At 39.0% G+C, this 12,653-nt stretch carries 8 protein-coding genes and 2 tRNA genes; 8 read left to right on the top strand and 2 right to left on the bottom strand.

Annotated features, from left to right (window positions below; all coding sequences use genetic code 11):
• Nucleotides 1–19: 19 nt before the first annotated feature.
• The 4 genes from QCQ61_RS02625 (at nt 20) to QCQ61_RS02610 (ending at nt 2,609) form a co-directional block, all read left to right on the top strand.
• Complete coding sequence (locus tag QCQ61_RS02625) at nt 20–1,237, top strand: bifunctional folylpolyglutamate synthase/dihydrofolate synthase (protein ID WP_279450223.1); 1,218 nt, start codon at nt 20–22, stop codon at nt 1,235–1,237.
• Nucleotides 1,238–1,304: 67 nt separating this feature from the next.
• Nucleotides 1,305–1,382: transfer RNA gene (locus QCQ61_RS02620), tRNA-Val, on the top strand.
• Between the two features lie 113 nt (nt 1,383–1,495).
• A complete protein-coding gene (locus QCQ61_RS02615; protein WP_279449164.1) occupies nt 1,496–2,476 on the top strand; it encodes a YitT family protein in 981 nt (326 codons plus the stop codon).
• A 58-nt stretch (nt 2,477–2,534) separates the two neighbouring features.
• Nucleotides 2,535–2,609: transfer RNA gene (locus tag QCQ61_RS02610), tRNA-Val, on the top strand.
• Between the two features lie 13 nt (nt 2,610–2,622).
• Here QCQ61_RS02610 and QCQ61_RS02605 read toward each other — a convergent pair.
• Together QCQ61_RS02605 and gldJ are read right to left on the bottom strand one after the other, a co-directional pair.
• Complete coding sequence (locus QCQ61_RS02605) at nt 2,623–3,903, bottom strand: UDP-N-acetylmuramoyl-tripeptide--D-alanyl-D-alanine ligase (RefSeq protein WP_279449163.1); 1,281 nt, start codon at nt 3,901–3,903, stop codon at nt 2,623–2,625.
• A 70-nt stretch (nt 3,904–3,973) separates the two neighbouring features.
• Nucleotides 3,974–5,647, bottom strand: a complete 1,674-nt coding sequence (gene gldJ, locus QCQ61_RS02600) for a gliding motility lipoprotein GldJ (protein ID WP_279450222.1) — start codon at nt 5,645–5,647, stop codon at nt 3,974–3,976.
• Between the two features lie 179 nt (nt 5,648–5,826).
• Here gldJ and porU point away from each other — a divergent pair, with 179 nt between their 5' ends.
• From porU to pdhA, 4 genes are all read left to right on the top strand, one after another.
• A complete protein-coding gene (gene porU, locus QCQ61_RS02595) occupies nt 5,827–9,702 on the top strand; it encodes a type IX secretion system sortase PorU (protein WP_279449162.1) in 3,876 nt (1,291 codons plus the stop codon).
• Between the two features lie 34 nt (nt 9,703–9,736).
• Complete coding sequence (gene porV, locus QCQ61_RS02590; protein ID WP_279449161.1) at nt 9,737–10,897, top strand: type IX secretion system outer membrane channel protein PorV; 1,161 nt, start codon at nt 9,737–9,739, stop codon at nt 10,895–10,897.
• Nucleotides 10,898–10,989: 92 nt separating this feature from the next.
• Nucleotides 10,990–11,472: a cytidine deaminase gene (gene cdd, locus QCQ61_RS02585; RefSeq protein WP_279449160.1), complete on the top strand. Its 483-nt coding sequence runs from the start codon at nt 10,990–10,992 to the stop codon at nt 11,470–11,472.
• Nucleotides 11,473–11,651: 179 nt separating this feature from the next.
• Nucleotides 11,652–12,650, top strand: coding sequence for a pyruvate dehydrogenase (acetyl-transferring) E1 component subunit alpha (gene pdhA, locus QCQ61_RS02580; RefSeq protein ID WP_279449159.1), 999 nt, complete (start codon nt 11,652–11,654; stop codon nt 12,648–12,650).
• The last annotated feature ends 3 nt before the right edge of the window (nt 12,651–12,653 follow it).

Raw genomic sequence — 12,653 nt, 5'->3', positions numbered from 1 at the left:
GTATCTTAAATTTATTGCTATCAACTATTCAGAGACCATTGCTTGGCTTTTTGCACAGCTCCCAATGTATCAGCGGGTCGGACAATCTGCGTATAAGGCAGACTTAGCAGCTACCATCAATCTTGCAAATTATTTAGGTAATCCCCAGGAAAGTTTTAAAAGTGTTCACGTTGCCGGCACCAATGGCAAGGGCAGCACCAGCCATATGCTGGCTTCGGTTTTTCAAGAAGCTGGTTACAAAACCGGGCTTTATACTTCGCCTCATCTAAAAGATTTTCGCGAACGAATTAAAATTAATGGTGAAATGATTCCGAAACTCTACGTTTCAGATTTTGTTGAAAAACACCAACTTTATTTTAAAGATAACCAATTGTCTTTTTTTGAAATGACTGTGGGATTGGCGTTTGACTTTTTTAGAAATGAAAAAGTAGACATTGCCATTATTGAAGTAGGAATGGGAGGAAGGCTAGATAGCACAAATATCGTTCTTCCGGAAATTTCAGTAATTACAAATATAGGGCTTGATCATACACAGTTTTTGGGTAATACCTTAGAAAAAGTGGCAGGTGAAAAGGCAGGTATTATTAAAAGCAATACACCTGTTGTTATAGGAGAAACAGTTCCCGAAACGAAACATATCTTTGAAACCGTTGCTGCACAAAAATATGCTCCCATTAGTTTTGCCGAAAACTTGAATGGCCTAGATTATATTTCAGACTTAAAAGGTATTTATCAAGAAAAAAATATAAAAACCGTATTAGCGACTTTGATGGTTTTGCAGCAAATCGGCTGGAGTATTTCTAAGGAAAACATTAAAAACGGATTGTTAAATACGGTTAAAAATACCGGATTAATGGGGCGTTGGCAAAAGCTAAACAGTTGTCCAAACGCAATCTGTGATACCGGCCATAATAAAGAAGGTTTGCAATTGGTGATTGCCCAACTGGCTAAAGAGCGTTTTGAAAAACTCCATATTGTATTGGGTGTGGTAAACGATAAGGATTTAACCTCCGTGCTGCCAATTTTTCCCAAAAACGCCATTTATTACTTCTGTAAACCAAACATTCCAAGAGGAATGGATGCATCGCTATTATTGTCTAAAGCTCGTGGTTTCGGACTCGTCGGGGAGGAGTATATTTCGGTGTTACAGGCTTATAAAGCGGCGCTGCGAGCTGCTTCACCGGAGGATTTAGTTTTTATCGGTGGCAGTACGTTTGTGGTTGCTGAAGTTTTATAATTTTTTTTTCAAATAAATGTTTGCGGGAATTAAAAACTAGCTTATATTTGCAACCTCTAAACAATGAGGGCGATTAGCTCAGCTGGTTCAGAGCACCTCGTTTACACCGAGGGGGTCGGGGGTTCGAACCCCTCATCGCCCACCAGTTTTTAAAAAACCGAAGTGAAAGCTTCGGTTTTTTTTATTGTGTTATACTGTGTTCATTATTTATGCGAATAAGTTTAACTTTGAAACCACCACCACTTAAAACTAAAATTTTTGATTCCATTTATTCATAAAATAATAACAGACGTAGTAAAAAGTCGGCAAAAGACCGGAAAATCAAAAAGCGCAACAGAACCTCTTGAAAAACGGGTGAACAATCTTGAAATTGAGATTGTTCACGAAGTGGGAGATTTTTTCTTTTTACTATTGGGAGTGGTTTCAGCATCATTTGGACTAAGGGGTTTTTTAATTCCTAATGGGTTTATTGATGGTGGCGTTACCGGGGTTTCCCTTATGGTGAACGAATTAACCGGAGTTACATTTTCATTGTTATTAGTCTGCTTTAACCTGCCCTTTTTAATTCTGGCGTACTTTTCTATCGGACGGAGATTTGCAATTAAAAGCGTTATGGGGATCGTGCTACTGGCGGTTGCCGTGGCGGTTATTCCGTACCCTGCAATTACAGACGATAAAATATTGGTAGCGGCTTTTGGAGGACTGTTTTTAGGTTTGGGCATCGGACTGGCTATTCGCGGTGGTGCTATTATTGATGGTACCGAAGTGTTGGCCATCTATATTAGCCGAAAAACCAGCCTTACCGTTGGAAATGTAATTATGATTTTTAACGTTGCTATATTTACCGCGGCAGCTTATTTTCTTTCTACAGAAATTGCACTTTATGCAATACTCACTTATTTTGCCGCTTCAAAAACTGTTGATTTTGTAATTGATGGAATTGAAGAGTTTATGGGGATTACAATTATTTCTGATAAAAATGAAGAAATAAGATTGGCAATAATTGAAAAAATGGGTCGAGGCTGTACAATTTATAAAGGTGAAAACGGCTTTGCAAAGAAGGGGGAAGCGCGGAAACTCGTTGATGTGGTCTATACTGTAATTACCCGTTTGGAAATGAGCAAGCTAAAAACAGAAGTTGAAAAAATAGACAAGCAAGCATTTATGATCATGACTTCGGTTAAAGATGCGAAAGGAGGCATGATTAAAAAGAAGCCCATTAAAAAATTTGATAAATAACTGTAAAAAGCCAGTTTGTTTTACCTTTCGGATTTTGTATTTTCAAGCTTTGTATATAGGGCCATTAACTCAGTTGGTTTAGAGTGTCACGTCGACAACGTGGAAGTCGTTGGTTCGAATCCAACATGGCCCACTTCAAAATATAATTATAAAAAATCTAAAATCCGCTCCAATGCCATTCCACGCGAAGCTTTAATTAATATTGTAGCATTTTTTGGAGGATTGGTTTTTAATGTTTCACGCAATTCATCAAAAGTTTCAAATTGTTTTATATGTGAAGAATTATTGGCTGTTTTAAAAAAATTGCTTCCTACTAAATACACATTTCCGAAGGAGTTTTCGGTTAAAAAATCAACGATATTTTGATGTTCGGATTCAGCTTCCTTTCCCAGTTCAAACATATCGCCTAGATACATAATTTTGGTTTCGCCCTTGGCTTGTTTAAAGTTTTCCAAAGCAGCCATCATACTGGTTGGGTTTGCATTATACGCATCCATTAAAACCGTGTTTGTGCCTTTTTTAATCAATTGCGAACGGTTGTTTGACGGTGTATAGCTTTCAATACCCACCTTAATTTCTTTTGCAGAAATATTAAAAAATGCACCAATAGCTATTGCCGCAGAAAGGTTGGCAAAGTTGTAGGCCCCTACTAAATTGCTCTGTATTTCGGTGTTGTTGAATGCCACCAAAAGCTGGTGCGAGCCATCTAGCAATTCTATATTATAATCGCTATGTTTTGTGCCAAAGGTTACTCTTTCACTGTTTTCGGACTTATTTAATTGTTTTAGATCGTTGGCGTTCACAAAAATTTTCTTCTTGTGTTTTTTTAAATATTGATACAGTTCAGTCTTACCTTGAACCACACCGTCTAAGCTGCCAAAACCTTCTAAATGGGCTTTTCCAAAGTTGGTAATATACCCGTAATCTGGATCTGCAATCTCGCTTAACATTTTTATTTCACCCAAATGATTGGCTCCCATTTCAACAATGCCTATTTCGGTTTCTTTATTCATATTGAGCAAAGTTAGGGGAACGCCAATGTGGTTGTTTAAGTTGCCTTGTGTTGCCACGGTATTAAACTTTTGGGAAAGAACAGCATTTATAAGCTCTTTGGAAGTTGTTTTGCCATTGCTCCCAGTGAGTGAAATAATAGGCAGATTTAAATTTTTTCTATGAAAGCGTGCCAGTTGCTGCAGCGTTAACAGTACATTTTCTACCAATATAGTTTCACCAGTATTTTTATGAAAGGCAGTTTCATCAACAATAACTTTAAAAGCACCTTTATCCAGTGCTTCCTGTGCAAATAAGTTTCCGTTAAAGTTTTCACCTTTAAGAGCAAAAAACATGCAGTTTTTTTCAATTTTTCGGGTGTCTGTACAAACGCCACTGCTCTGCAAAAAATACGTGTGAAGGGATGCTATATTCATGAAATAAATATACTAAAAAACCCTCCGAAGCTGTATGCCAAGGAGGGTTGTTTTTTTAATTTTTAAATCGCTAATTTCTGGGGCGCTTCCCTTTTTTAGATTTTGAACCAACGCGACTCATTGCGCATCTAAACCCAATATAGTCTGTAGCCATATCTTGGGGGAAATAGCGTCTCTGTGCAGGATCTAACCAGTAATCTCTATCTCTCCATGAACCTCCTTTATAAACACGAACTTCGTTGTCTATAAGTGTAGTTCTATTTGATGATTTATCGTACTGACGATCTAGGGTACCAGAGCTATCTACATAAACCTTTTGAATAGGTGAATTGTACATGCGATTAGTGTTGTCGGCACCTTCGCCTTCTTCATCGGCAAATGATTGATAGTAACGAGATGATCGTTTATCGCCGTCTCTGTAATCGCGATTATCGCTTTGGGAGAAGTTTGTTCTTAAATAGGTTTCATTTTCATCAACTGGAACTTGGAGGATTCCGCCTGGAAGGTTTCGAGCTACAATTTTTCCGTTGCTTAAAGTGTCGAAAACAATAGAATCTTTTGTAACTACTTTTACTTTTCCATCTTCTCCAATAGCATTTTTGGTGTAAACGTTACCTCTGTAGTAATTGAAATCGTTAAACTCATCGTCAACAATTGGGCGGTAAACATCTGCTACCCATTCGGCAACGTTACCGGCCATATCGTAAAGTCCAAAATCGTTTGGTTCGTATGATTTTACTTGAGCTGTAATATCTGCACCATCATCACTCCAACCAGCTATACCTCCGTAATCACCATCACCTTGTTTAAAGTTTGCCATTTGGTCTCCACGCGATCTTCTTTTGCCTGAACGGGTATATTGACCTTCCCAAGGGTATTTTTTCTTACCTCTGTAAGCATTGTAGTTTCGAAGCCCAACGAGACCGAGGGCTGCGTATTCCCACTCAGCTTCGGTTGGAAGACGATACGCTGGCATAAGCAAACCATCTTTACGTTGAATGTATAAATTTGTACTGTCTTTGCTTCTTTTTGCAATAGATTCAGATTTTTTCCCACCGCGGGTAATAGAATCATTACCACCGTATGTTAGTGTTGGCGCGTTTAAATAGGTTGCTGTATTGAATGTTTCGCCAGGTTCAACTTCATAAGGTGCATTTCTGGCGGTAATGCCTTCATTTGCCAAAACCATTTCATTTACGCGATCAGTTCTCCAATTACTAAACTCAACTGCTTGAATCCAACTTACCCCTACTACAGGATATTCGGCATAGGCAGGATGGCGAAGATAGTTATTGGTCATAACTTCGTTGAAACCTAAACGATTTCTCCAAACCAATGTATCTGGTACAGCGCCTTCATAAATTTTTCTATAACTTTCGTCGGTAGGAGGGAATACTTGTTTTAACCAATCAAGATATTCAAGATACATAAGGTTAGTAACCTCAGTTTCATCCATATAGAATGATTGAACGTGTTGTTGGTTAGGCGAGTTGTTCCAATCGTGCATCGGATCGTCTTGTACTCTACCCATGGTAAAAGTACCGCCTTCAACAAATACAAGGCCTGGGCCTGTTTCCTGTTCTCTAGATTGCGGATTGTATTGAAAGCCTCCTTCTTTGGCATTCATTTTCCAGCCGGTGGCTCGAGAACTGTTTTTATAGTCTCTGGATTTGTTGCAACCAACTAGAAGTGTGGCTGCTATTAAAGTAATAAATAGCTTTAACGTTAGGTTTTTTCTAAACATCATAGATTCAAATATGATAAAATTGGGTTCGCAATATAGTAATTAACGACAAAAACACAATAATATTTTGTTATTATTGCGCTGTAGGGTTTTAAAAGGTTTTAAGACCAATAAAGTTGCAAACGTATTAGTTTTAAAATTATTATCCTAATGCGACAATACAGAAAACTTTTAAAAAAATGCGTTATACTAAGTGTATATTTGAAGCGTTATTGGTACTAATGAGAAAAGCGATACTATTTTTTGTTTTTATAGCCCTGCCTTTTTTAGGAAAGGCGCAATCAAAAAGCATAACCATAGATTGGGGAAATTCCAGACCCGCTGCGAGTAAAATTGAAGGCACTGAATCTTCATCAACCACCAAGCAAAAAGCTAAGGCTGCATTAAAGCTTCAATTAAATAAAGAAGCAATTAGCTATCAAACTAAATGGGAGGATGCGGGTTTTGCCGATAAAACTTCGGTTACGCTTACCAATGTGCGTTATGGCTCGGTTTCTGCCGAAGAACTAAACCTGATTGATACCGAATTAGTACCCGATAAATTAGAATACTACCTTGGTAGTTCGCACTCTAGGGAAAAACTCTTCACTTTATTAAAAATTTCACCTATAATCAAAACCAACAGTGGGTATAAAAAAGTATTGTCTTTTGATGTAGATTATCGCTATGGTCCATTTTGTACAGACTATACGCCGGATATCACTAATTCGGTGCTTGCAAGTGGTAAGTGGTATAAATTTAAGGTAGCCGAAACTGGAATTCACAAAATAGACAGATCTTTTCTGAGTAGCTTGGGAATGAACGTAGATGGCATTAATCCAAGAAATATTAAAATATATGGTTTTGGAGGCAAATCCTTACCGTTGTTGAATGAAGAAAATAAATTTTTTGACCTGCCCGAAATAGCCATTCAAGTTGTAGGTGAAGAAGACGGGTCCTTTGATGGTAACGACTACATTCTATTTTATGGTACCAGTACTAATGGTTATGTAGAAGAAAACGATTCAAATTTAAACCCTTATACAGACAATTCATTTTATTATGTAACCGTAAGTGGAGATGCCGGTAAACGGGTGCGCCCCATGGTTGAACCAACAGGAACGGTAGATTTTACTATTTCAGAATTTGACGATTATCAATTTTATGAAAAGGACGAAGAAAGTCCGACAAAACTGGGTAGAAAATGGTTTGGCAATCGATTCGATATTAATAATGAACAAAGTTTTAATTTTGAATTCCCAAATATAGTTTCCAGCAAACCAATACAACTCACCATTAAAACGGCTGCGGCTTCAGAAAGTGCCACTTCAATGGCGGTAACTGTTAATAGCACCTCGCTAGACCCAATAGAATTTCGAGCTCTAGGAGTGGGAGGGCTTTTAGATTTAGATGAATATAGAAAAGAAATTCCAGCCAGCAGCGAAACTGTTCAAATAGATTTATCATACAACAACGCTGGTAATCCTTCGAGCATTGCATATTTGGACTATATTGGCCTATGGGCCGTTAGAACATTAAGTGGTGCCGAAGGACAATTGCCTTTTAGATATAATGCTGCGGAAACCCTTACTGGCGTGGGTGAATACCAAATAACCAATGCCGCACAGTTTTCGCAAGTTTGGGACGTTACCGACTCCCAGTTTATTACTTCAAAACAAAACGAAAACAATGCTTCCTCATTCAGTTTTAAACAAACACTTGGGCAAGTGCGTGAGTATGTTGCCGTAGGGCCTTCCAATTATTTGGCTCCTGTTAAGGTTGCACAACCGGTTGTTCAGAATCAAAATTTAAAAGGCACTATTTTTAAGGATGGTTCCGGAAATTTTCGAGATGTAGATTATCTTATTATTACAGCACCTTTCTTAATTCAACCTGCATTGCGTTTGGCAACGTATCATAAAAACCTTCAAGGGCTTAATGTAAAAGTGGTAACCACAGACAAGATTTATGAGGAATTTAGCGGTGGCAGTCAGGATATTAGCGCAATCAGGAATTTTGTTCGCTATGTTTATAACAACGCTTCCACCGAAGCAAAACGGGTAAAATATGTAGGTATTTTAGGCGATGCATCTATAGATTATAAAAACAGACTGGCGAACAACAACAATATTGTTCCAACTTTTCAAACACTTACGGGGGTTAGTATTGCACAATCGTTTATGTCTGACGATTTCTTCGGAAATATGGATCCATGTGAGGGCACTATTGGCTCAGGTACCACAGATATTGATTTGTTAGACATCGCTATGGGCAGAATAATTGCAGATAATGTTTCCATGGCCAATGCCATGGTCGATAAAATTATAAAATACACCTCCGAAAGTTCGTATGGCAACTGGAGAACCAATTTTGTATTAATTTCTGACGATATCGATGAAGATAATGAGGAGCAATTACAGTTAAAACTAGATGCGTTGGGCGATCAAATTTCTATGGAGAAGCCGTTTATTAATGTGAAAAAAATTCACACCGATGCCTACCAACAAGAAGCCTCTGCCGGTGGTAGCCGTTATCCAGAAGTAAACGAAGCCATTAAAAGTGCTTTTGATGTAGGCGCTATTATTATAGATTATTTTGGCCATGGGGGTGAAGATGGTCTAGCTGCGGAGTATATTTACACTAAAGAAACTGCGCAAAATCTGCGAAACAAAGACAACTTGCCGTGTGTGGTTACAGTTACCTGCGAATTTACCAAATTTGACAACCCATTGCGTATTACAGCTGGCGAACTTACCTATTTAAATAAAGAAGGAGGAGCCATTTCCTTGGTTACAACTACTCGGGCAATTTATATTAATACGGGGGTATTGTTCAATCAGCTACTGGCAGACAATCTTTTTGGCTACGGAAGAGATGTGCCAGAAACTCCGGCCGAAGGGCTTAGACTCGCAAAGCAAGGTATAGATAGCGATTTAAGACGCGTGGTTTTCTATATTGGCGATCCTGCAATGCATCTTGCTTTTCCTAAAAAAAGTATTCGAATTACACGGTTGAACGATGTACCTATCGGGCAAGCAACAGATACTTTAAAAGCTTTGAGCAAAATAAAACTTGCTGGCGAAGTTATAAATGAAGCGGGGATGCTAATGGCAGATTATAACGGTATTTTAGAAGCAAAAGTGTTCGACAAAAACGTAATGAGGCAAACATTAGATAACGATAATTTTAACTTTATAATGGATTTTACCACTTTGGGTGAATCATTATTTAATGGGAAAGCAACCATTGCCAACGGACTTTTTGAATTCGAATTTGTGGTTCCCAGAGATATTCAAATCCCTGTGGGGAAAGGCAGAGTAAGTCTATATGCCAAACGCAATAACGAACTGGAAGATCAGGCAGGTGTAAACTTAGATATAGATGTTGGCGGATTAAATGAAAATGCTCCCGAAGACAACGAAGGGCCGCTAATAAAACTTTTTATGAACGACGAAAGTTTTGTGTCGGGCGGAATCACAGACGATTCTCCTATGTTGCTCGCCAAACTTGAAGATACCAACGGTATAAACACTGCGAGTGGTATAGGCCACGATATAGTTGCAATTCTGGATGGCGATGAGTCTAATCCGTTTGTTTTAAACGAATTTTATCAAGCCGACGTTGACGACTATACCAAAGGAAAAGCAACCTTTAAATTTCGCGACCTTGAAGATGGTTTGCATACCCTAACTTTAAAAGCATGGGATGTTTACAATAATTCGTCAACGGCCGAAATACAGTTTATAGTGGCTGGTAACGATAAACTCGAAATTACCCGCGTACTTAATTACCCCAACCCCTTTGTAAATTACACCCAATTCTGGTTTAACCACAACAGGCCAGATGAAACTTTAGATGTACAGGTTCAGGTGTTTACGGTAACGGGAAAAGTGGTGTGGACAAAAAATGCAACCTTGCCACCTTCTGGAAGCTATCTGTGTCGTGAAATTACGTGGGACGGCCGCGATGATTTTGGCGATCGTATCGGAAAAGGTGTGTACGTTTATAAGATTACCGTTAATTCGGCGTTAACAAATCAGCGGGTTGAAAAATTTGAGAAACTCGTCATCCTTTAAAAATTAAATTTATATTTGCTCAAAATTATTTAATATGAAGAAATTATTTATTCCAATTTTGTTAGGCCTTGTGGCATTTAAATCTGTTGCACAAGAGGATAATACAGGAATTGAAAATCGTGTAATAACAACAGGTGTTCCATTTGTACTTATTGCCGCAGACCCTCGTGCCGCTGGTATGGGAGATATTGGCGTAGTTACTTCTGCCGATGCTTTTTCACAGCAGTGGAACCCAGCAAAATACGCTTTTGCACTTTCAAAGCAGGGCGTGGGTGTAACCTACACCCCCTATCTAAGCAAGTTGGTAAATGATATATTCTTAGGAAATATTACTTATTATAACCGTTTAAACGAACAAAGCGCCGTGGGTGCAAGTTTCCGATATTTCAGTAATGGGGAGATTGAATTGCGCCAAACAGCAGATGAAGAGCCATTATTGGTTAAACCAAACGAATTGCTTTTTGATGTTTCATATGCACTTAGGCTTAGCGAACGATTCTCTATGGCCGTTGCCGGACGCTATATTCGTTCAGATTTAAAACTTCAAACTGCGGTGGCAGATGCTTCTGCAGCAAGCTCAGTAGCCGTAGACGTTGCAGGGTATTACCAAAGTGAAGAAATTCCTTACGACGATTTTGACGGCCGTTGGAGATTGGGTTTCAATATTTCTAACATTGGTCCTAAACTTAAGTACGACGAGGTAGGCTCGGAAAGTAACTTGCCAACAAACCTCGCTTTAGGTGGCGGATTCGATTTTATCTTAGACGAGTACAACAAAGTAGGTGTTTCTGCACAAGTTAATAAGTTGTTGGTTCCAACCCCAAGCGATTCTAACAACGACGGTGTAATTAATAGTGAAGACGATTATTACAACGAAAGTTTCTTTAGTGGTATGTTCTCTTCATTTGGCGATGCGCCAGACGGTTTTAGTGAAGAGTTGAAAGAATTTACCTGGGCTCTGGGAGCCGAATATTGGTACCAAGATGTATTTGCTTTCCGTACGGGTTATTTCAACGAAAGTGACGTTAAGGGAAGTAGAAAGTTTCTTTCATTCGGAGCAGGTTTCCGCTATACCGCCATTAATATTGATATTTCGTACTTGTTCTCTACTTCAAAATTGGCAAATAGTCCGCTGGATGGTACCCTTCGTTTTGGGTTAACATTTAACTTTGGCGATGAGTACGACGAGTATTAGAAAGGTTTAACTAATGAAATGTTTAAATGTTTAAAAGTTTAATTTTAAATAAATCAATTTGTCAATTAAACCAGTGAGCAATTAAACATAAAATGAAAAAACAAAAAATTGAGATTGCCTTGGAAGTTTTTGAATCCGTTTCGGAGCTTCCAAAAAGCATTCAAGAATTAATGAATAAGGCGCAGCAAGCATGTAAAAATGCGTATGCGCCTTATTCGCGTTTTAGGGTGGGAGCAGCGTTACGTCTTGCATCCGGAACAATTGTATTGGGCAACAATCAAGAAAATGCAGCTTTTCCCTCGGGGCTTTGTGCCGAAAGGGTGGCTGTATTTAGTGCGGGTGCCAACTTTCCAAATGAAACGATTACGGCGCTCGCCATTACCGTACAAGCCGAAAGTCATGAGGTAACCGAGGCCATTGCACCCTGCGGAGCCTGCCGCCAATCGCTTGCCGAATACGAACAAAAACAAAAAAGCCCAATAGCTATCTACTTTCGCGGCGAATCTGGCGACATTATTAAAGTGGCTTCCATAATGGATTTATTGCCGCTGGGTTTTGATGCCAAATATCTCTAAAGAAAAAGCTAAGCTTAAAACTTACAATTTGTTTTTTTTAAATCTGGAATTTATTTAAAACTCCGTAAATATTTCAGATTTCGTTTTTGGGATTTGGAATTTGTATTTTCTGCTTATAAAGTACTACTTTTGTTATCCGTTTAATTATTTTCCCCACGGGAAAACCTTATAGCAGATAGATGAAGAAAATCACCAAAAAAACGTATCTAGATTGGTACGAGAACATGCTCTTTTGGCGTAAGTTTGAAGATAAACTAGCACAAGTATATATCAATCAAAAAGTGAGGGGGTTCCTACACCTTTACAATGGCCAAGAGGCCGTCTTGGCAGGTGCGCTGCACGCTATGGATCTTACCAAAGACCGAATGATTACCGCTTACCGTAACCACGTGCAGCCCATAGGGATGGGCGAGGATCCTAAAAGAGTAATGGCAGAGCTTTATGGCAAGGCAACTGGAACCTCTCAAGGTCTGGGTGGCTCCATGCATATTTTTTCCAAAGAACACCGTTTTTATGGGGGTCATGGTATTGTTGGTGGGCAAATTCCACTGGGCGCTGGTTTGGCTTTTGCCGATAAATATTTTGAAAGAGATGCGGTAACCATAACCTATATGGGCGATGGAGCAACGCGCCAAGGGTCGCTTCACGAAACTTTTAACCTTGCAATGCTTTGGAAGCTGCCCGTGGTATTTTGTGTTGAAAATAACGGCTACGCTATGGGAACTTCGGTTGCACGTACTGCCAATCATACTGATATTTGGAAGCTCGGTTTAGGCTACGAAATGCCCTGCAAACCAGTTGATGCCATGAAACCGGAAGTAGTAGCAAAGGAAATGGATGAAGCTATACAGCGCGCACGTCGTGGCGATGGTCCTACATTCCTTGAATTACGAACCTATCGCTACAGAGGGCACTCTATGAGCGATGCCCAACATTATCGTACAAAGGAAGAAGTGGCCAAAAAGCAAGAAGAAGATCCCATTACTTATGTGCTTCATCAAATTTATGAGAATAAGTGGGCAACGGAAGCAGACATAAAAAAGATTGACAAAAAAGTGAAAAAGTTGGTAGAGGAATGTGAAAAATTTGCAGATGAATCTCCATATCCAGAGAAGAACGTAATGTTCGATTCTGTTTACGAGCAAGAAGATTACCCGTTTTTATCAGATAAATTATAAGAA

The sequence above is a fragment of the Aequorivita marisscotiae genome, assembly GCF_029814825.1.
Lineage (GTDB): Bacteria > Bacteroidota > Bacteroidia > Flavobacteriales > Flavobacteriaceae > Aequorivita > Aequorivita marisscotiae.
The sequence above is the reverse complement of the archived record's forward strand: the minus strand, read 5'-3'. Positions and strand labels throughout refer to the sequence as shown.